This is a genomic window from Maricaulis maris (assembly GCF_036322705.1).
GTDB classification, from domain to species: domain Bacteria; phylum Pseudomonadota; class Alphaproteobacteria; order Caulobacterales; family Maricaulaceae; genus Maricaulis; species Maricaulis maris_B.
In genome coordinates this window covers 2,137,390-2,157,311 of the sequence record NZ_AP027270.1, presented here as the reverse complement: position 1 = coordinate 2,157,311, position 19,922 = coordinate 2,137,390, and the positions used below count along the sequence as shown (strand labels likewise).

The following is a 19,922-nucleotide window of genomic DNA, read 5'->3' as shown; positions in this document are numbered from 1 at the left end:
CGCCACGCCAATAGGGTGAGGCGAGGATCGCCTTTTCGAATTCAATGATTTAGAAGGCGTCCGTTCGTTCGGTGAGCCGGGTTTCAAAGTGCCCCGGATTGGTAATGTAGTGTGTCTTGAACGGCATAGGTCTCCCCGACCCCATTTGGTCTCACCTTGCGACGTCTTGCCTGATCGGGGCAAGCACAATCGCGCCGCGCGCGTTCAGCCCCGACCGCCGGCGAGGCTCGCGGCCTCGGGCCGGGCGCGCAGCCGGGCCATCGCCCAGATCCCGATCGCGGGGCCGATCGCCAGCGGTGCAAAGGCCCAGCTCCAGCCGACCCAGCCAATCCAGATACCGGTCGCCTGGACCATGATAACGGTCAGGGCAAAGCCCATGGCGGTCTGGAGTGTCAGCAGCGTTCCCGTCCGCTCGGGCGGCGCGAGCTCGGTAATGGCAGCGGAAAACTGGGCGCTGTCAGCGATCACGGACAGGCCCCAGATGATCAGGAGCGGTATCATCAGCCAGGGGGCGAGCTGGAAGAAGGGGCCGACCAGAAGCGCGCAACTGCCGGAAACGGACAGGGCGATCAGGGTAATCCGGGTCCGGCCGAGCCGGTCGGCGAGGCGCCCGGCCGCCAGGCAGGCGAGGGCGCCGCTCGCCACCACCGCAAAGGCGGTGAGGTCGCCCAGGCGCGGCGTGCCGCCGGCCCGTTCCCAGTAGGCGTGGGCGAAGGGACCGATCCAGGCCCACATCGCATAGAGCTCCCACATGTGGCCGAGATAGCCCAGATTGACGAGCCGCAGCGCCGGATCCCGAAAGGCAAGCAGCGCTGCCGAGCGGTCGAACGGGGCTGCCGGACGCAGGCCGGGTCCGCCGCGCGCCAACAGGATGAGGCCGGCCGCCACCAGCGCCGCCAGGGCCGAAGCGGCGAAGGGCAGTCGCCAGTCCGGCACGCTGCCGGCCAGGTTGAAGGCAAAGGGCAGGGCCGAGCCAAGGGTCAGGGCGCCGACCAGAAGCCCGACCAGAAAGCCGGCATCGCCGCGCGCCCAGCTGGCGGCCAGCTTCATCCCGACCGGATAGACCAGCGCCAGTGCCGCGCCGGCGACGGCCCGGCTGACAATCATCGCGATCCCGCCCGGCTCGAGCTGCAAGGCCAGAAGATTGGCCAGGGCTGCAAGAACGGCCCCGATGGCGAACAGGCGTTGCGGGGCGATGCGGTCGGCGAGGCCGGTGAAGGCGCTGGTCAGCGCGCCGATCACGAAACCCAGCTGCACGGCGCTGGTCAGGGCCGCCTGGCGGACCGGTCCGATATCACCGGCGTCGATCAGGGCGGGCAGGGCGGCGGCGCCGGCGAACCAGATCGACAGGGCGAGGACCTGCGATAGCGCGATCAGGGTCAGCGCCAGCGGTTTTCCGGGCAGGGACTGCGCGCTCGGGGTCACGGTTTCGGGGCTGGCTTGACCCGGCGGACCTGGCAGGTTGCGCTCGCCTTGGTGGCGATCTCGCCACCGGGTGTCCAGACCGTGCCTTCCATGAAAGCAATGCGCCCGCCGATCCGCATGGCCTGGCCGCGGGCGACGCAGGGCTCGACCGGCAGGGGATTGTAATAGCTGGTCTTGATCTCCAGCGTCGGGACGCCGCAGGTAAAGCGCTCGGCGACGAGGACGGAGAGGGACATTACCTCGTCCAGCATGGCCGTGATGATCCCGCCCTGGACGCTGCCGCGCAGGTTGGCCAGTTGCGGGGTCGGGTGGAAGCGGGCCTCAAGCCAGCGCTCCTCGATCGAGAAATCCACCAGCTCGAAGCCGAGCAGGGTCGAGACATTCGGCTTGGCGCTGCGCAGCGACAGGCGCGCCCGGATCTGGTCGGCATCGAGCGGTTCCGGCGGCGGTCCGCCCGCAAGGTCCGGGGCCAGCAGGAAGGGGCCGTCGGTCACTTCTTGCGGAAGCTGTCGAGACTGACGACCTCGGCTCCATCACCATTAGGGGTGCCGGCGGAAGCGCGATCGGCGCCGCCCTTGGTCTTCTTCGGCTTCGGGTCGTCGCCCGGAAAACCGGCCTCGTCCTCGGCGCCGTCATGCTCGAACTGGAGATGGAAGCCGACGCTGGGGTCGTGGAAGCGCGAAATCGCCGAATACGGCATCTTGATGTATTTCGGGACGCCAGAGAATTTCAGCGTGACCTCGAACCCGGTCTCGGTGACGTTGAGGTCCCAGAACTGGTGTTCCAGGACAATCGTCATCTCCTCCGGGTATTTCTCGAGCAGGGTCGGATCGACATCGACGCCCGGCGCCGTGGTGCGGAAAGTGATGTAGAAATGGTGCGGACCGGGCAGGCCTTCAGGCGCCGCGGCCTTGAGCAGCGCCTGGCGCACGACGCCCCGCAGCGCATCCTGCGCCATCAGGTCATAACGCATCAGATCCTTGGCCATCACCTACTCCCCCGGTATCCCTCGTGAAAGGTACTCCAAGCCGCATCGACGTCAACGAGGAAGGGCGGCGCCAATACACATGGCGACACCGTTTCCGGGGGCGTTAGCCGTACTGTATGGGCGGGCAGTCGGAGGAGAGCGCGCGATCGCAGTCCGGTCCGCAAGGGCTGGCGGAGCTTCCGCAATGCGGCGGGTGCAGGGCGAGCCAGAAGCGCGCCGCCTCGCTGTTGTCAAAACAGCAGGTCAGAAAGCCCGCCTCGGCGAGGCGCGTGCGGAAGACGGCAGCGCCGGGCGTGTCGGCCAGATCGCCGGGGCGCACGATGGCGACAGCCGAGCGTGCGGGGATAAACTGGATAAAGAATTCCGCGATATTCTCGGCCCGGCCCTGGTTGGAGAAGGTCACACGACCGGCAAACTCCAGAAGATAGTTCAGGGGACTGCCCGAGAGGTTGCGTTCGGACAGGCCTTCGACGCCTGTCAGGAGGTCGGCCCAGTCCGCATCACTGTCGAAACGCAGCTGCAGGACGCTGTCTTCCAGACGGTCAATATGCGGGCGGGATTGCCCCATTGCGCGAACTCACGGGCCGGAGGGATGACAGGCTTGGCATCTGGTTTTTTACCGTACTGTCCATCGCACGCGGGCGCGCGATCTCCGTGTCATGGTTTATGCGCCTGCGCGTTCATTCTTTCTTAGGACCCGAATCAGGCGCGGTGCGGCAACCGGCCGGGTGACCCGAGGCGGGTCCGGGTGCAGGCGCGCGGCGAGGGGAAATAAGTGGAGGCTTCTGTTGCCAGGCGCCTCCGGGCCCCGCCTATACCGGCTAAAGGGTATAGGAGTTTAGTGCGAGATTACCCGCGCTGACTACGCAGCGAGAGCGACCTCTTCAGCAAAGTTGTCGTTGGCAACTCTGAAAATGAGCCTATGAGGGGCCTCACCCCGGCGAAAGCCATCTTCTTTACCCGTCCGTCGATCCTGTTTCGGCCCCAGGCATGTCCGCCAACGCGGAACAGTTATGGTGGAGCCGCCGGGTACTGCCCCCGGGTCCGGTCCGGTTATTACAAGCGCGTTTATCGCCATAGTCGGCAAGCCGACCCTGACAATATAGGTGAGGACTGTGGCGGATTGAAGGGGCAAGCCCAGCGGATCGCCGGACGGCTCATCCCGGCGAACCCGCACGTTTGTCTGGCGACAGCATTGTTTGGGCAACCAGAAGTGAAGTTTCGATCTTTCTTCTCTCAGATGCTCCTGTCCTTGAGGAGTCAGAAATTCAAGGCCTGCAGGCTAATATAATATGCGCGCGGTCAGAATGGCGCGAATATTAATACCTCGTTTTACATTCGGGCGCAGCGTTTGGTTAACGGGCGCGTCCTTGTTCGGTGACGCGTCAGCCTACTGAACAAGGACGATCACCATGCAGCTTTTCAGTTCTCTGGGTCGCTCCACGCTGGACGCCCTCCAGAAATCCTACGCGATCATCAGCTTCAAGCCTGATGGAACGATCATCGAGGCGAACGCGAATTTTTGTGATGTCCTGGGTTATCGGCCTGACGAGCTTGTCGGGCGACAGCACCGGATCTTCGTCCCGGATGAAGACGCGGGCAGTGCCGCATACACCCGGTTCTGGAGCGACCTGCGGGCCGGCAAGTTCCACTCCGAGGAGTTTCGGCGGATCCGCAAGGATGGCGAGACGGTCTGGATCCAGGCGACCTACAATCCGGTTCTTGATGGTTCGGGAAAGGTGTCGCGCATCATCAAGCTGGCCTCGGACATCACGGAGCGCCGGGTCAGCCGGTTCAAGTATCAGAGCACCATGGAGGCCATCGAGCGGTCCCAGGCAATGATCCGCTTTGACATGCAGGGCAATATACTCGCCGCGAACCCGATCTTCGGCGACGCCATGGGGTATGACCCGCGTGAGGTTGAGGGCCGTCACCACTCGGCATTTTGCAGTCCCGATTATGTGAAGTCGCCTGAATACCGCGCATTCTGGGAGAAGCTCCGCGGCGGGCATTTCCAGAGCGGCGAGTTTCAGCGTTTTCGCAAGGATGGGTCCGAGATCTGGCTGCAAGCCACCTATAACCCGGTCTTCGATCTCGCCGGCAACCCGGTCAGCGTCATCAAGCTGGCCATCGACGTCACCGCTGCCGTGAAGGCGCGCCAGCATCGCGACCAGGTGCGTCAACAGGTCGGGCGTGGCCTTGATACGGTCTCGCGCAACATCGCGACCGCCGGCCAGAAAACCAGCGAGGCCTCGAACGCCTCCGGCAAGGCGGCGCAGATGGTGCAGAGCGTGGCCGCGGCCGCCGAGGAATTGTCGGCCTCCTTCCAGGAAGTCGGTCATCAGGTCACCGGCGCCCTCGACGTCGCCAAGCAGGCGGTCAATGAGACGCGGGAAACCGCGGCGGTGATCGACACGCTGTCGACCGCGGCCCAGTCGATCGGCCAGGTGGTCGAGCTGATCAATTCGATCGCCGAACAGACCAACCTGCTTGCCCTCAATGCCACCATCGAAGCCGCGCGCGCGGGTGAAGCGGGCAAGGGGTTTGCCGTCGTGGCCTCGGAGGTCAAGAACCTTGCCGGCCAGACCGCCAACGCGATCGAAAACATCACCAGGCAGATCACGGCCGTGCAGGACAATACGGTCGGGGCGGTCGAGGCGATCGGCCGGATCGGCGGCGTCATCGGCCAGATCGAGGAAATCGCGGCCGGCATCTCGGCGGCGGTCGAGGAGCAGGTCGCCGTGACCCAGGATATCAGCCGCAATATGGGCGAGGCGTCAGCGGATGTGTCGAGGGTCTCCGAAGCGGTCACCGACATCGCCCGTGGCAATGAGGAGCTTCAGGTCTCGGCCGACGAGATCGCCGTCGCGGCCCAGTCGCTCAGCGACAAGGCGGCCTGAGCCATCAGAGCAGTGGGAGAAACATCAGGGCGAAGATCGCGGCGGTGATCGCGGCGGAATATCCGGCCAGCTGGATCGGCAGGCGCAGCAAGGCGCCATACCAGCTCGATCCGTAGAATTGCCGGTCGGATATCCAGATCAGCCCGGCCACGGCGATGATGGCCGCCACGGCCAGGGGAAGGCTGATCGCCGCCGATATCCCGGCCGCCAGATAACCGATCAGCAGCATGCCGGCATAACCCGGCAAGAGCAGCGCATGGAAATACAGCGACAGGATCACATGCTCGATCAGGGTCCGCCGCGGGTGGAGCAGAAGGTTGAGCAGGGCCAGGGCCACAACCATCAGGACCAGCGCCTGGGCCGCGGCCGCAGAGGCGCGGGCCTCGAAGCCGGCCGGGTCGCGGATGGCGGTGATGAGAAGCTGGGCAAAGGCGTCGTGCAGGCCGACCGCCCGTATGTCCTCCTCCATGCAGGCCTGTGTCGCACCATCAATGACCCGCGCCTCCGGCGCCTGGCCCCATAGCATGGGCGTGATTGCGATATCGGTGTCCCGCGCGAAGACGAGGCGCCCGTCTGCGGTGATCTCGTCGGGCCCGGGCAGGACGCCGCAGCTCATGGGGGCTCTGCCGGGCGCGTAAAGCTCGGCATAGGCTGCAATGTTTGCCCGTCGGGCCGCGATGTCCCCGGCGCTCTGGCTGCGGATGGTTTCACCATCGGGTGACAGATAGACGGCGATCGGCCGCACCCCGGCCACGCTCATGGCGGCGAAGAAGGCGAGGCTGACCAGCAGGTAGAGCCGGATCGGCGGCGTCCAGCGCGCCCGCTGGCCGTCGGCATAGGACCGGGCGAGCCGGCCGGGGCCGCGCAGCAGCGCGCGCAGGGTCGACAGGAAGCGGCCATCCCAGACAAACACGTCGCCGGTGAAGTCGGTGATCAGCGCCCAGGCCGGGCGCCGGATCTCCTCGATCGACTGGCCGCACTGGCCACAAAACGGTCCCTCCAGCGCTGCGCCGCAATTGGCACAGCGCGGCGCGCTGCCCGATAGGTCGTCCTGCGATCCCATGCCCGTCTCCCTTGGTGCCATTTGACCCTGTCCCGGCCGCCGCGGCAATCGGGCGGGGCCTGCAAGCCTGTCTGTGACGGGCGCGGAATCGCGCTAGGGATCGGCCATGTCCAAACTCTACTTCACCTATTCCGCAATGAATGCGGGCAAGTCGGCCATCCTGCTGCAGGCGGCGCATAATTACGGCGAGCGCGGCATGGAGGTGATGCTGTGGACCTCGGTCCTGCATGCGACCACGCCCGGCGAAGCGATGGGCCAGATCGAGTCGCGCATCGGGCTGCGCGCGCCGGCGCACATCTATGCCGACGGGACAGACCTGTTTGCCGCCATCGAGGCGCGCCAGCAGGCCGGACCGCTCGGGGCGGTCTTTCTCGACGAGGCGCAATTCCTCACCGCCGGCCAGGTCCGTGACCTCGCCCGCGTCGTCGATGATCTCGGCCTGCCGGTCCTGTGCTATGGCCTGCGCACGGATTTCCGCGGCGCGCTTTTCCCGGGCTCGGCCGAACTCCTGGCCCTGGCTGACCATCTGCGCGAGGTCCGCACCGTCTGCCATTGCGGCCGCAAGGCGACCATGAATCTCCGCCGCCAGCCCGACGGACGCGCCATCGCCGAAGGCGAGCAGGTCGCCGTGGAAAAATCCGACTATGTCTCGCTCTGCCGCAAGCACTTCTTCGAAGCGCTGGCGGGCGGGTGAGGGGAGGGGGGAGACCGGTGCGCGTCGGCGCCTGGGTGACAGCTGATCTGCGCGTGACTCTGGCATACAACATCCACCGTCATCCCCCGGTGACCGCGAAGCGGACATCCGGGGGACCTCGTCACGGACGTCGAGCGGCTGGGTGAGGTCCCCCGGACAAGCCGGGGGATGACGGACGAGGTGGGAGTGAGGGCAGGAGTTCCGCGCGGATGCGTCCATCCTTCCCATGCCTGCTGGCTGACGAGCGACCTATGGATAGCACCGCGCACCTGCGCTGGATCCACAGGCCGTGTTTCAGCTGTCAGAGGCCGGTCGGGTCGGGCCCCCAAGTCAAAGGGTGGCCGGCCCATCCTGGTCCGGCGCTCACAGGGCAGGCCTCCCCCCGCCGGGCGGGGGGAGGGCCTTATCCGCGCGCGTCCCGGGCTTAACCGCCCATCGTGAACACGTTCAGCTTGTTCCCATCGGGATCGCGGAAATAGCCGGCGTAGAATGTGTCCCCGCGCGGGCCGGCGGGGCCTTCACAGGTGGCGCCGAGTTCCTCGACAGCGAGCTTGTAGACCTTGTCGACCTGTTCCTTGCTGTCGGCCTGGAAGGCGGCCATGACGCCATTGCCGACGCTGGCCGGTTGGCCGTCAAAGGGTTTGGTCAGGCCGATCCCGGCGCCGCCGCCGGGTTTGCCCCAGGCGATGAAATTCTCGTCGCCCATCATCCGTCCGACGCCGAATTCGGCGCACAGCCGGTCGTAGAAGGCGGCGGCCTTCTCGATATCATTGGTACCCAGTGTCACATATCCAAGCATTGCGATGTTCCCTCTATGTTCCGAGGCGTTTACCCTACACGAAAACCGGGCCCAGGCGAGTCCGGATCCGGTCTCTCCTGACAGGACGGGGGGCGTAGCCGCAGGCGGTGTGTCCGCTCTCCCTCGCTTCGTTCGGCCCCCTTCGCCCCTCCTTCGCGAAGGCTACGGAGGGCCACTTCCCCCGCAAGCGGGGGCAGAAAGCTTTGCTCGGCCCCCTTCGACCCGCCGCTTCGCGTCGGGCCGCTCCCCCCGCAAGCGGGGGCAGAAAGCTTCGCTCGGTCCTATTTTCCCGCAGGCTGGCCAATCACTTGCCACGACTATCCCCGGCTGATCTGGGCTCGCTGGTTCAACCCGGGCGGCTTCGCTGGCATGCTGCTTGGCTGAGAATCACCGGGAGAGCGACATGGCCGTCATCGACAGCGAAACCTTTGCGCAGGCGCGGGCCGGAGCGGGCGGGTCGGATGTCGAACGCGCTTATCTCGAGCTCTTGCGTGACATCCTGGAAAACGGCGCCGAGCAGGCTGACCGGACCGGGGTCGGGACGATCTCGGTGTTCGGGCGCCAGCTGCGCTGTGACCTCTCCAAGGGCTTCCCGCTCCTGACCACCAAGAAGGTGCATTTCAAGTCGATCGCGATCGAGCTTTTATGGTTCCTGCGCGGCGAGACCAATGTCCGCTGGCTGCAGGAGCGCGGGGTCAAGATCTGGGATGAGTGGGCGGACGAGAATGGTGATCTCGGCCCGGTCTATGGCAAGCAGTGGCGCCGCTGGGAGGGGCCGGACGGGACCGAGATCGACCAGCTTTCCAATATCCTCGAACAGATCCGCACCAATCCCGCCTCGCGGCGGCTGATCGTGTCAGGCTGGAACCCGGCCGATGTGCCCAATATGGCGCTGCCGCCCTGCCACACGCTCTACCAGTTCAATGTCGCCAACGGGAAGTTGAGCTGCCAGCTCTACCAGCGCTCGGCCGACATGTTTCTGGGCGTGCCGTTCAACATCGCCTCCTATGCGCTTTTGACGGCGATGGTGGCGCAGGTCTGCGGGCTCGAGCCGGGCGAATACATTCACACCTTTGGCGACGCCCACATCTATTCCAACCATATGGACCAGGTCCGCGAACAGCTCTCTCGCGAGCCACGCGCCCTGCCGCAGCTTCGGCTCAATCCGCAGGCGACCGACCTGTTCGGCTTCGAGTATGAGGACATTGCGCTGGAGGGCTATGACCCGCATCCGCGCATTACCGCCCCGGTCGCCGTCTAGGGCGGAAAGGAGCGCGCCATGTCCGGACCGCTCGACGCGCTGGCCGACAAGATCGTCCGGGTCTCCGACATCTATGCGGCGCATTACGATATCGACCGCTCGGGTGACTGGCCGCTGCTGAAACTCCAGGAGGAGATCGGCGAGCTGACCCAGGCCTATCTCACCACGACCGGCCGCACCCGCCGCCCTGCCGACGATGAGGCGCGCAAGCAGCTGGCGCTGGAAATGGCCGATGCGCTCGGCATGCTGCTCATCATGGCACGCGCCGAGGGCATCGATATGGACCAGGCCATGCAGGACAAATGGCTGCACTGGCTGGATCGGGACAGTGCCGTGATGGAGCCGATCGAGACCGGCGCGACCGGGGAGGGCTGAGCCATGGTCACGATCTTTCCAAGAATCGCCTTTGTCGTCGCCCGCGGCGCCAATGGCGTGATCGGGTCGGACGGGGACCTGCCCTGGCGGCTGTCCTCCGACCTCAAGCGCTTCAAGGCGATCACCAGCGGCAAGCCGATCATCATGGGCCGCAAGACCTGGGAGAGCTTGCCGCGGCGGCCTCTGCCGGGCCGGCTCAATATCGTGGTCACGCGCCAGGCCGGCTACCAGGCCGAGGGCGGGGTCGTGGTCGGGGAGCCCGGTGACGCCCTGAAGGCGGCTTTCGAGCAGGCGCGCAGCGATGGGGTGGACGAGGTCTGTGTGATTGGCGGAGCACAGATCTATGCCGCGATGATGGGGCTGGCGGACCGGCTCTATCTGACCGAGGTCGAGGCGTCACCGGCCGGCGATACCGTCCTGCCCGAAATCATCGAAACGGCCTGGCACGAAGTGGCGCGCGAGCCCTTTCCCGCCGGGCCGGGCGATGATCACGCCTTCGTCCTGCGCACGCTTGATCGGCGCTGACGTCCTGCGAATCGTTGCCGGGAATGGCGAAAGGGGGACTGGATGATGCGTCGTCCCTCCCGATTACCCTTGAACCGCAACGCGCATGCGTTCATTTAAGGCGCAACAGAAATGAAGAGGATCGATCCAACCCATGCCGTGGAACGACAATCAGGGTGGAGGCGGCGGAGGCCCATGGGGCTCCGGCGGAAACAACAACAATGGACAGAACCCCTGGGGCCAGCGCCCGCAGGGTGGAGGCGGGCCTGACGGGCCTGATCTCGACGAGGTTGTCCGCGACATGCAGCGCAAGATTCGCGGCATGTTCGGCGGCGGCGGATCGGGCAAGGGCGGCGATACGGGCAGCGGCGGTGCCGGTGCTTTCGGTTTCGGCCTGGTCGTCCTGATCCTGATCGGCGTCTGGTTTGCGACCGGTATCTACCAGGTCAATCCGAGCCAGGCCGGCGTCGTGCTGCGCTTTGGCGAATACACCCGGACCACCGGTTCGGGTTTCCACGTCAAGCTGCCGAGCCCGATCGAGACCGTGATCATCGAGGATGTGACGGCGACCCGGACCGTGACCATTGGTCAGGGCTCGGATGGCCAGATGCTGACCCGCGACCAGAACATCGTCGACATCGACTTTGCGGTGCAGTGGCGTGTCGATCCGTCGGGTGACGGGGTTCGCAACTTCCTGTTCAACGTCCGCAATCCGGAAGAGACCGTGGCAGCCGTGGCCCAGAGTGCCATGCGCGAAGTCATCGGCACCTCGGATCGCGAATTCATCTTCACCGTCGGCCGTGGCGAGGTTTCGGTGCGCACGCGTGATCTTCTGCAGAGCGTGCTCAACGATTACGAGGCCGGTATCCAGATCCTGCAGGTCAACCTTCAGACCGCGCAGGCTCCGGCCAGCGTGATCGATGCCTTCCGCGACGTGGATGCAGCCGAGCAGGACGCCGAGCAGGCCCGCCTGCAGGCCACGGCCTTTGCCAACTCGATCATCCCGCAGGCTCGCGGTGAAGCCGCCCAGCTGACCCAGGCTGCCCAAGCCTATCGCGACTCGGTGATCGCCGAAGCGCAAGGTCAGGCAGATCGCTTCATCGCCATCTACGAGCAATACGCGCTGGCGCCGGAAGTGACCCGTCGCCGGATGTATCTGGAAACCATGGAACGCGTGCTGGGACGGTCGAACCTGACCATCCTTGATGGCGCCAGCGGGGCCGTGCCCTACCTGCCGCTCAATGAACTCAGCACACCGCGCCCGCAGCCGCGCGCCCAGACGGGAGGGAATAACTGATGATCCGTATCGTTGGAATCATTGCGCTCGTCCTCGCCGTCTTCATCGGCTTGCAGAGCGTCTATACCGTTGATGAACGCGAACAGGCCCTGCTTGTTCGCCTGGGTGAGCCGGTCGGTGCCATCAACCAGCCGGGCCAGGACAATCCGGGCCTCCACTTCAAGATCCCGTTCATCATGGACGTGGTCATGTTCGAGAAGCGGAACCTGGAATTCGACATGCAGCCGGAGGAAATCCAGGCTGCGGACCAGGTCCGTCTCGTCGTGGACGCCTTCCTGCGCTACCGGATCACCGATCCGCTGCGCTTCTACCAGACGGTGACCAATGAGGCCGGCGCCCGCGCCCGCCTGCGCTCCATCATGGATGACAGCCTGCGTGGCGTGATCGCCTCGATCCCCGCCAACGAAGTCATCTCCGGCCAGCGTGCCGAGCTGATGGTGCGGGTCCGCGGTCGTGTGGAAGCCCAGGTGGCGACTCAGGATCTCGGCATCGAAGTGATCGATGTCCGCATCCTGCGGGCCGACCTGCCGCAGCAGATCGCCAACCGGGTGTTCGACCGGATGCGCGCCGAGCGTCAGCAGGAAGCCGCCCGCATCCGCGCTGAGGGTGACCAGGAAGCCACCGAGATCCGGGCTGACGCCTCGCGTCAGGCGACGATCATCCGCGCTGAAGCCCGCGCCGAATCGGAGCGGACCCGCGGTGCCGGTGACGCCCGCCGGAACGAGATCTACGCCCTGGCCTACAGCCGGGATGCGGAGTTCTTCACCTTCTACCGCTCGATGCTCGCTTATGAAGAGACCATTGTGGATGGCACCCCGATCGTCATCCCGCCGGACTCCGAATTCTTCCGCTACTTCCGGACGCAGGCCGGCGAGTAACGGGCGTCTCGACGCCAACATACGGGGCCCGGTGCTGCGCAAGCGTGCCGGGCCCCTTTGTTTTTGCCGCCGGTCCGGTGCTGCAAGGCGCAATCCTGACCGCCCTGTCATGCGTATGACAAAAGTGTCAGCGCGGTTGCAGCCGACCCTGACGAAGCGGTATTCACCATAGCGGTCCCGAACTTGCACACAGCCGCAGACCCGACACGGCTGGCTCACAAACACGGCGGATTTCGATGCAGCGTCTCCTGGTTCTCATTCTCTTCCTGGTCGCCCCCCCCCTGGCTCACGCGCATCCGGACGGTTTTGCCGACCTGGCCGAGCGCCTGTCGCCCGCCGTGGTGAACATCTCCGCCGCCCAGCGGCTGGACAGTGAGGACGGCCTGCCGGAATTTCCCGAGGGCTCACCGCTGGAACGCTTCAACGATATTTTCGGCTCTGCGCCGCGCATCGCCAATTCGCTGGGCTCGGGCTTCATTATCGATGCCGGCGGCCTGGTGGTGACCAATAATCACGTCATTGACGGGGCCGACGAGGTCGAGGTCTCGCTGCCGGACGGCCGCGTTTTCCGCGCCGAGGTGGTGGGGATCGACAGCGTCACCGACCTTGCCGTGCTGCAGATGGATGTCAGCGAGCCAATGCCCTTCGTCGCCTTTGCCGACAGCGATGCCGCAAGGGTCGGTGACTGGGTGATCGCGATCGGCAACCCGTTCGGGCTTGGCGGCACGCTGACAGCCGGCGTGGTCTCGGCCCGCGGTCGTGAGGCGGGCGGTCGCTATGACGACTACATCCAGACCGATGTCGCCATCAATACCGGTAATTCCGGCGGCCCCCTCTTCAACATGGATGGCGAAGTCGTGGGCGTGAACACGCTCATCCTGTCGCCGACCGGGGCCAGCGTCGGCATCTCGCTTTCCATTCCGTCCAATCTCGCCAATGTCGTCGTCAACCAGCTGGTCGAGTTCGGCGAGACCCGCCGCGGCTGGCTCGGCGTGTCGGTCCAGCGCGTGACGCCGGAACTGGCCGAGAGCTATGAGCTGGCTTCGCCCTATGGTGCGATCGTCTCGCGCATCGAGCCCGATGGTCCGGCGGCGGATAGCGGCCTGCGGACCGGTGACCTGGTACTCGAGTTTGACGGGCAGCGCGTGCGCGACAGCCGGTCCTTCCCGCGCATGGTGGCCGAGACCGAGATCGGCCGCGAGATCGAACTGTCCATCATCCGCCGAGACCGGCCGATGACGATTGCCATCACGGTCGGCGAACTGTCCGAGGGCGATGGCGCGGCAAGCACGGCCAATGCCGAAGTCGTCGCACCGGCCACCGGCAGCGGCAACGAGATCATGGGCATGACCTTCGGTGTCCTCGATACCGCCTCGCGCCGGCGTTTCCGGGTCCATCCCGACGCCGAGGGTGTGCTGGTGACCGAGGTCGACGCGGCCAGCGATGCGGCCGGCAAGGTCCGTCCGGGCGATGTCATCGAGGAAGTCGAGTTCACCCGTGTGGACAGCCTCGCCGCGATCCGCGAGATCGTCGAGGCCCAGGGTGGCGGCCCGGTCCGCTTCCAGATCAATCGCGGCGGCCAGTACGTGCTGCAATCGATCCGGCCGTGACGCCCTGCCTGCTGATTGCTGGCCCCACGGCAGCGGGCAAGACGGCGCTCTCGCTGGCTGCTGCCGAGATCCTCGGCGGTGAAATCATCAATGCCGACTCGATGCAGATCTATGACGGTCTGGCACTGATCACGGCGCAGCCCGATGCTGATGAGCGCGCGCGCGTGCCGCATCACCTGTTCGGGACGATCGACCCGGCCACACGTTATTCCGTCGGGCAGTGGACCAGTGACGTTCTGGCGTTGATCGCCGGCTGCCGGGACCGGGGCAGGGTTCCCATCCTGGTGGGCGGCACCGGTCTCTATTTCAATGCCCTTATCAGGGGGTTGGCCGAAGTGCCCGAGATCGGTGCCGCGGCCCGGTCGCGGACGGCCGCGCTGCTGGAGGCTGCCGGCCTGTCCGGGCTGAGGGCCGAGGCGCTGCGCCGCGATCCGGTCGCCGCGCAGCGGGTCAAGGCGGCCGACCGGCAGCGCCTGATGCGGATTGTCGAGGTCGCGTTTGAAACCGGTCGCGCGCTGAGTGACTTCCAGGCCGACACCGTCGCGCCGCTGGCCGCCTCCGAGTGGCGCGGCCTGGTGATCGAGCCGGACCGGGAGGCGCTCTATGCGCGGATCGAACATCGGTTCGATCGCATGCTGGAGGCCGGCGCGCTGGACGAGGTCGCGGCCTTTGCGGCGCGCGGACTGGATCCGACCCTGCCGGCCAGCAAGGCGCTCGGCGTCCCGCAATTGATGGCTTATCTGCGTGGCGAGCTGTCGCGGGCCGAGGCCGTCGAGCTCGCCAAGCGCGACAGTCGCCGCTACGCCAAGCGTCAGAGCACCTGGTTCCGCAACCAGACCGGCAGCTGGCCGCGCATTCGCTCGCTCGACCCGGTGCAGGCCCGCTCTGCGCTGGCGGATTTGCTCGATACCTGACCGACAGGGAAGGGGCCTGCGGCTGGACAGGGACGTCAATGATCCGTCCTATCGGCCCGATCAAGCCGGGAGTGAGTCGCCAGATGACGGTGGAGACGACGGAACCGCTTTACACGCGGGATATCGACCTGAAGCCCATTCAGAGCCGCCGACTGGCGATTGTCGGCTACGGCAATCATGGCCGGTCCCACGCGCTGTGCCTGCGCGATAGCGGTGTGTCCGGGATCCGCATTGCCCTGCGGGACGGCTCGCCGTCGCGGGTGAAGGCCGAGGCCGACGGGTTTGAGGTGGTCTCCCTGCCGGAAGCCGCGGCGTGGGCCGATGCGATCTCCCTTCTGGCCGCCGACGAGGCACATCGCCAGATCTGGACCGAGGCCATCGAGCCGCATCGCAAGCCGGGCCAGGCGCTGATCGTCTGTCACGGCTTCTCCATCCACTACGGTCTGATCGCCCCGCCCGCCGATGCCGATATCATCCTGGCGGCGGCCAAGGGGCCCGGCGGCGCGGTGCGTCAGGAGTTCGAGAAGGGTAGCGGGCTGATCGGCTTTTGGGCGGTGCACCAGGATGCATCCGGTCAGGCCCGGGAGCTGGCGCTGGCTTACCTCGCGGCGATCGGCTCGGGCCAGGTTGGCATTTTCCCGACCACCTTCCGCGAGGAGACGGTTTCGGATCTGTTCGGCGAACAGGTTGTTCTGGTTGGCGGCTTGGTGGCGCTGGCCAAGGCGAGCTATGAGCGCCTTGTGGCGGCCGGTGTCAGCGAGCGCATGGCCTATATCGACTGTGTCCACGAGATCAAATATCTCGCTGACCTGATCCAGTCCCGGGGCATCGCCGGCATGTATGAGGCGATCTCTGACACCGCCGAATTCGGCGCCCGCCAGATCGAGGACCGGATTGCCGGCCCGGAGCTGAAGCGTGTCTTCGATGACGCCATGGCCGATATCGAGAGCGACCGCTTTGCGCGCAAATGGGTCGAGACCTATGAGGCCGGGGACGCGATGAAGGCCGAGCGCGCCGCTGACCGGACCCTGCCGATTGAAGCTGCGGGCGCGGAATTGCGGTCGCGGATTTACGGTGCCACGAAATAGCCAACAAGTGTCGGCACCTGTAATAGGGTTATTCGGAACCAGAATCGTGTGCGGGGGCACCCAAATGGCATTCAATCCTGTGAAGATCCGCCGCTATGGCGAACCCAAGGAAGTCGTGGCGCGTGTGTTCGAGGAAGTCGGCGGCATCCCGTCGGTCATGGAATTGCTCGACCTCAGCCGGACCCGCGTCTATGCGCTCGCCGATCCTGACTCTTCCAACGAGATTTCCTACGCCCGGATCGCCAAGCTGACCGAGTCCGGCGCTTCCGCCGCGGCCCAGCATCTCGCGGCCCTCGCCGGCGGGATCTTCCTGCCGATCGAGAAGGCTGACGATGCCAACTGGCTGGCACTTGCCGGTGAGGCGAGCCGCCGCAATGCGCGCAATATTTCCGCCATCATGGAAAGCCTGAGCGAGACCGAGAAATCGCCCGGCCGCATCGACCAGGACGAGGCCCGCGAGATCCTGAAAGTGCTCGACGAGCAATTGGGTGTGCTGGCCATCCAGCGCGTCAAGCTGGCGGCCATTGCTTCCGGCGAGGCCATCGACATGAGCGGCCAGCCGCCGCGCGATGAAAACGGCGCAGGGTGATTGCCCGCCGGGCAAAGCGTGCTTAGTTAGGCGATCCCTCGCTTTGACCGGGCTCCTGCTGACATGAACCGACTGACCGATTTTTTCCTGCGTATGGACGCCCGCGCGGTCCGCGCTGTGGGTGTGTCGGTTGCCTTGTTCGCGGTGGTCGCGATCGTGTTCGTGATCGGGCGTTTCGTGCTCGATGTGGAGCCGGGTGCCGCGGGCAGCTGGTTCGAGGCGTCGGCCAGCCAGTGGTACGCGCTGCCCCTGACCATCCTCGTCTTCACGGCCCTGTCCTTCGTGGGGGCGCCCCAGTTCGGGCTGGCGGCCGCGTCCCTGGTCGCTTTCGGGCCGACGAATGGCGCCATCTATGCCTTCATCGCGACCCAGGTTTCAGCCGCCGTCAATTATGTCATCGGGCGCTATTTCGGCGCCGATCTCTTCAAGCGCTATGGCGGCGACTGGGCCAACCGCATTTCCGATTTTATCGGGCGTAACGGCTTGTTGGCCTCGATGGTGGTCCGCTGGGTCCCGTCCGGGCCTTTCATCGTCGTCAATATGGGATTTGGTGTTGCCCGCACGCCCTACTGGGCCTTTGCGCTGGGGACGGCGCTGGGATCGGCGCCCAAGATTTTCATTGTTGCCCTGATGGGGGAGAGCATCCGGACCATGCTGTCGGAGGGCAAGGTGCTGGTCGGCATTGCCTTTGCGGCCGCCGCCCTGGCCTGGATCGGCATCATGCTGCTGGCCCGGATCTGGTTGCGCCGCAACCGGGGGGCGTCGGCGGTGCTCGCCAAGGATGCCGCGGAAACGCCCGCATCCGAGACCCGGTCACCGAAAACCTGAGCGGGCGCCTGACGACTGATTAATACCTGCCCTGTAACAGCGGGAATGCCCGTCCGCCCCTTGCAATCTTGTGCGGAGCATCGCACAACAAAAACAGTTGCACCGCGGCTTTGCCGCCACACTTGTCGAGATTCACCGCCCCCATGCTCAATAGCCTTTTCGGTTTGCTCTCTGCGGATATCGCCATCGATCTGGGAACCGCGAACACGCTTGTCTATGTCAAGGGACGGGGCGTCGTGCTCAATGAGCCGTCGGTCGTCGCCTACAAGATCGAAAAAGGCCGCAAACACGTGCAGGCGGTGGGCGCCGAAGCCAAGCTGATGCTGGGCAAGACACCGGGCAATGTTGAAGCGATCCGGCCGATGCGCGATGGCGTCATCGCCGACTTCGATGTTGCCGAGGAAATGATCAAGCATTTCATCCAGAAAGTGCACAATCGCCGCGCAATGGTGAGCCCGCAGGTCGTGATCTGCGTCCCCTCCGGCGCGACCGCGGTCGAGCGTCGCGCGATCCATGAAAGCGCTCTGGGCGCTGGCGCCCGCAAGGTCTACCTGATCGACGAACCCATGGCGGCCGCGGTCGGCGCCGGGCTGCCGATCGACGAGCCGACCGGCTCCATGATCGTCGATATTGGCGGGGGCACCACGGAAGTCGCCGTGATGTCGCTGTCGGGCATTGTCTATTCGCGCTCGGTCCGGGTCGGTGGCGACAAGATGGACGAAGCCATCATCAATTATATTCGCCGCTCGGCGAACCTTCTGATCGGCGAGACCTCGGCCGAGCGGATCAAGAAGGAAATCGGTTCGGCCATGCCGCCCGTCAAAGGCGAGGGGCTGTCACTGAATATCAAGGGCCGCGACCTGATGAACGGTGTCCCGCGCGAGATCGCGGTCACCGAAGCGATGATCGCCGACAGCCTGTCCGAGCCGGTCGAGCAGATCGTGGAGGCGGTCAAGCAGGCCCTCGAGGCGACGCCGCCGGAGCTGGCGGCTGATATTGTCGACAAGGGCATTGTCCTGACCGGCGGCGGTGCACTGCTGCGTAATCTCGATACCGAGCTGCGTGAGCGGACCGGCCTGCCTGTCAGTCTCGCTGATGACGCGCTGTCCTGTGTCGTGCTGGGTTGCGGCAAGGCGGTTGAAGACCTTCGGATCTGGCGTCCCATACTCTCCGAAGCGGTGTAATCTCCACCAACGTAACGGGGGAGAAGGAGTGAGGCGTTGGCGTCACGACGCTCGACACGACATGATGGTGACCAGGGTGTCCGCTTTTCGCGAACGCTGTTCATTGCCCTTCTCGTCGTTTCCGGCGCGTTGATCGCCTTTGATCGTCCGGCCTCCCGCTCGGCCCCGTTTGCCAGCTTCCGGGCCGGCTTCACCGATGTCGCAGCCCCGCTTCTCGATCTGGTTGCCCAGCCCCTGCGCGGGATCAAGAATATCGGTCCCTACTGGCGTCGACAGGGCGAACTCGTCGATGAGAATGCCCAGCTGCGCCAGCAATTGATCGAGGCTCGCTACTGGGAAGACCTGGCTTATCGCCAGCGCGACCGCATCGAAATCTATGAAGACGCCCTCGATGTGGAGAGCGCTGCCATCGAGGACCGGATCGGCGCCTGGACTGTCGCCGACCCGCGTGGCCCCTTTGTCCGGGCGCGCCTGATCGGCCGCGGCAGCGAGGCCGGTATCAGCGACGGCTTCCCGGTGATCAATCTTTATGGCCTGGTGGGGCGGGTCTACGAGACCGGCCGCCGCTCGGCGCGGGTGCTGTTGCTGACCGACCTCAATTCACGCATTCCCGTCATGGCCGACCGCTCGAACGCCCGGGCGATCCTGGTCGGGGACAATTCTGAGTTCCCGCGTCTGGACTATGTTGGCCGGGCGCCGGACATCCAGCCCGGCGACCGGATCGTATCGTCCGGTGATGATGGTATCCTGCCGCGGGGCTTGCCGGTAGGTGAGGCGGTGGCGACCCGCGATGGCGGCTGGCGCGTCCGGCTCTATTCGGACCAGGCGCCGGTCGATTTTGTCTGGGTCTGGCCCTACCAGCGGGTGACGCCGCCGGACCGGGAGATCGAGCCGGAAGTTCCGGAAACCGCAGGTCCGGCGATCGCCGAGACCGGTGACGGGAACAATGATGGCGACAATGACGTCGATACCGACGGGGCCAATGCGGCGGAGGAGGTCCAGTGAGAAAACCGACTGACCGAAGCTCGCCCTGGCTCGCCGCGACAGGCTGTCTTGTCTCTGTCCTTCTGGCGCTGATCGTCCAGGCCTCGCCGACCCGTCTCGTTGACGGGCTGACGATCATGCCGACCTTGACGCTGATGGCCATTTTCCTGTGGTCCGGTGTTCGCCCGCAATTCATGCCGCCGATCGCGGTCTTCGCCATCGGCTTGACCCAGGACCTCCTGACCGGCGCGCCGATGGGCGTATGGGCGCTGTCCTACCTGGTCTCGATCTCGGTCTTTCGTTTTCGCGGGGAAGAAGGCATGCCGCGCGATCTGCCACCCGTGCTGCTGCGCTTCGGCGCCACGCTTCTGCTGGCCCATGGTCTCGCCTTCGCGGCGGGCAGTTTCGCCCTCGAGCAGATGGCCGACCTGCAGCCGCTGGTGATCGAGATCGCCGCGTCGCTCCTGATGTTCCCGCTGCCAGCCTATCTGGTCCTGAAACGCCGCCGCTCACGCGGCTCCGGCTTTATCGGAGGATGAGG

At 65.6% G+C, this 19,922-nt stretch carries 21 protein-coding genes and 1 other RNA gene; 15 read left to right on the top strand and 7 right to left on the bottom strand.

The features are described 5' to 3' along the window. Nucleotides 1-204 precede the first annotated feature (204 nt). From AAA969_RS10250 to ssrA, 5 genes are all read right to left on the bottom strand, one after another. Nucleotides 205-1,425, bottom strand: a complete 1,221-nt coding sequence (locus AAA969_RS10250) for an MFS transporter (RefSeq protein ID WP_338245933.1) — start codon at nucleotides 1,423-1,425, stop codon at nucleotides 205-207. After that, entirely contained in the window at nucleotides 1,422-1,919 is a 498-nt protein-coding gene (locus tag AAA969_RS10245) for a PaaI family thioesterase (RefSeq protein ID WP_338245932.1), read from the bottom strand. Before AAA969_RS10245 ends, AAA969_RS10250 begins: the two co-directional genes overlap by 4 nt. Beyond that, nucleotides 1,916-2,413: an SspB family protein gene (locus AAA969_RS10240; protein ID WP_338245931.1), complete on the bottom strand. Its 498-nt coding sequence runs from the start codon at nucleotides 2,411-2,413 to the stop codon at nucleotides 1,916-1,918. Before AAA969_RS10240 ends, AAA969_RS10245 begins: the two co-directional genes overlap by 4 nt. 103 nt (nucleotides 2,414-2,516) lie before the next feature. Then, nucleotides 2,517-2,981, bottom strand: a complete 465-nt coding sequence (locus AAA969_RS10235; protein ID WP_291843352.1) for a hypothetical protein — start codon at nucleotides 2,979-2,981, stop codon at nucleotides 2,517-2,519. A gap of 206 nt (nucleotides 2,982-3,187) precedes the next feature. Beyond that, nucleotides 3,188-3,545, bottom strand: a transfer-messenger RNA (tmRNA) gene (gene ssrA / locus AAA969_RS10230). A gap of 280 nt (nucleotides 3,546-3,825) precedes the next feature. Between ssrA and AAA969_RS10225 the strand changes: the two genes are divergently transcribed. Further along, nucleotides 3,826-5,313, top strand: coding sequence for a methyl-accepting chemotaxis protein (locus tag AAA969_RS10225; protein ID WP_338245930.1), 1,488 nt, complete (start codon nucleotides 3,826-3,828; stop codon nucleotides 5,311-5,313). 4 nt (nucleotides 5,314-5,317) lie between these two features. Here the strand turns inward: AAA969_RS10225 and AAA969_RS10220 are convergent, their stop codons facing one another. After that, nucleotides 5,318-6,376 carry a DUF3667 domain-containing protein gene (locus tag AAA969_RS10220; RefSeq protein ID WP_338245928.1) on the bottom strand — a complete coding sequence of 353 codons (1,059 nt, stop codon included), beginning with the start codon at nucleotides 6,374-6,376 and terminating at the stop codon, nucleotides 5,318-5,320. Nucleotides 6,377-6,482: 106 nt separating this feature from the next. Here AAA969_RS10220 and AAA969_RS10215 point away from each other — a divergent pair, with 106 nt between their 5' ends. After that, the gene (locus AAA969_RS10215; RefSeq protein WP_338245927.1) at nucleotides 6,483-7,070 is read left to right on the top strand and encodes a thymidine kinase; all 588 of its coding nucleotides are present in this window, start codon (nucleotides 6,483-6,485) and stop codon (nucleotides 7,068-7,070) included. A gap of 424 nt (nucleotides 7,071-7,494) precedes the next feature. Here the strand turns inward: AAA969_RS10215 and AAA969_RS10210 are convergent, their stop codons facing one another. Further along, entirely contained in the window at nucleotides 7,495-7,869 is a 375-nt protein-coding gene (locus tag AAA969_RS10210) for a VOC family protein (RefSeq protein WP_338245926.1), read from the bottom strand. A gap of 403 nt (nucleotides 7,870-8,272) precedes the next feature. Here AAA969_RS10210 and AAA969_RS10205 point away from each other — a divergent pair, with 403 nt between their 5' ends. The 13 genes from AAA969_RS10205 to mreD all read left to right on the top strand — a co-directional run bounded on the left by AAA969_RS10205 (nucleotide 8,273) and on the right by mreD (nucleotide 19,920). Next, complete coding sequence (locus AAA969_RS10205; RefSeq protein WP_338245925.1) at nucleotides 8,273-9,130, top strand: thymidylate synthase; 858 nt, start codon at nucleotides 8,273-8,275, stop codon at nucleotides 9,128-9,130. Between the two features lie 18 nt (nucleotides 9,131-9,148). Next, the gene (locus tag AAA969_RS10200) at nucleotides 9,149-9,505 is read left to right on the top strand and encodes a phosphoribosyl-ATP pyrophosphohydrolase (RefSeq protein ID WP_338245923.1); all 357 of its coding nucleotides are present in this window, start codon (nucleotides 9,149-9,151) and stop codon (nucleotides 9,503-9,505) included. Nucleotides 9,506-9,508: 3 nt separating this feature from the next. Then, nucleotides 9,509-10,030 (top strand): dihydrofolate reductase, encoded by a 522-nt coding sequence (locus tag AAA969_RS10195; protein ID WP_338245922.1) that lies wholly within the window; start codon nucleotides 9,509-9,511, stop codon nucleotides 10,028-10,030. Nucleotides 10,031-10,163: 133 nt separating this feature from the next. Continuing rightward, nucleotides 10,164-11,306 (top strand): FtsH protease activity modulator HflK, encoded by a 1,143-nt coding sequence (hflK, locus tag AAA969_RS10190; RefSeq protein WP_338245921.1) that lies wholly within the window; start codon nucleotides 10,164-10,166, stop codon nucleotides 11,304-11,306. Then, on the top strand, nucleotides 11,306-12,184 hold the full coding sequence (gene hflC / locus AAA969_RS10185; RefSeq protein ID WP_338245920.1) for a protease modulator HflC: 879 nt from the start codon (nucleotides 11,306-11,308) through the stop codon (nucleotides 12,182-12,184). The genes hflK and hflC overlap by 1 nt, the downstream gene beginning before the upstream one ends. Nucleotides 12,185-12,420: 236 nt before the next feature. Continuing rightward, nucleotides 12,421-13,794: a Do family serine endopeptidase gene (locus AAA969_RS10180; RefSeq protein WP_338245919.1), complete on the top strand. Its 1,374-nt coding sequence runs from the start codon at nucleotides 12,421-12,423 to the stop codon at nucleotides 13,792-13,794. Continuing rightward, entirely contained in the window at nucleotides 13,791-14,708 is a 918-nt protein-coding gene (gene miaA, locus AAA969_RS10175; RefSeq protein ID WP_338245918.1) for a tRNA (adenosine(37)-N6)-dimethylallyltransferase MiaA, read from the top strand. Before AAA969_RS10180 ends, miaA begins: the two co-directional genes overlap by 4 nt. 38 nt (nucleotides 14,709-14,746) lie before the next feature. Beyond that, a complete protein-coding gene (gene ilvC, locus AAA969_RS10170) occupies nucleotides 14,747-15,796 on the top strand; it encodes a ketol-acid reductoisomerase (RefSeq protein WP_338245917.1) in 1,050 nt (349 codons plus the stop codon). 64 nt (nucleotides 15,797-15,860) lie between these two features. Next, entirely contained in the window at nucleotides 15,861-16,385 is a 525-nt protein-coding gene (locus tag AAA969_RS10165; RefSeq protein ID WP_338245916.1) for a hypothetical protein, read from the top strand. Between the two features lie 63 nt (nucleotides 16,386-16,448). Next, the gene (locus AAA969_RS10160; RefSeq protein WP_338245915.1) at nucleotides 16,449-17,213 is read left to right on the top strand and encodes a TVP38/TMEM64 family protein; all 765 of its coding nucleotides are present in this window, start codon (nucleotides 16,449-16,451) and stop codon (nucleotides 17,211-17,213) included. A 143-nt stretch (nucleotides 17,214-17,356) separates the two neighbouring features. Beyond that, nucleotides 17,357-18,397, top strand: coding sequence for a rod shape-determining protein (locus AAA969_RS10155; RefSeq protein ID WP_338245914.1), 1,041 nt, complete (start codon nucleotides 17,357-17,359; stop codon nucleotides 18,395-18,397). A gap of 36 nt (nucleotides 18,398-18,433) precedes the next feature. Further along, nucleotides 18,434-19,402 carry a rod shape-determining protein MreC gene (mreC, locus tag AAA969_RS10150; protein ID WP_338245913.1) on the top strand — a complete coding sequence of 323 codons (969 nt, stop codon included), beginning with the start codon at nucleotides 18,434-18,436 and terminating at the stop codon, nucleotides 19,400-19,402. Beyond that, nucleotides 19,399-19,920 carry a rod shape-determining protein MreD gene (mreD, locus tag AAA969_RS10145; protein ID WP_338245912.1) on the top strand — a complete coding sequence of 174 codons (522 nt, stop codon included), beginning with the start codon at nucleotides 19,399-19,401 and terminating at the stop codon, nucleotides 19,918-19,920. The genes mreC and mreD overlap by 4 nt, the downstream gene beginning before the upstream one ends. Nucleotides 19,921-19,922 lie beyond the last annotated feature (2 nt).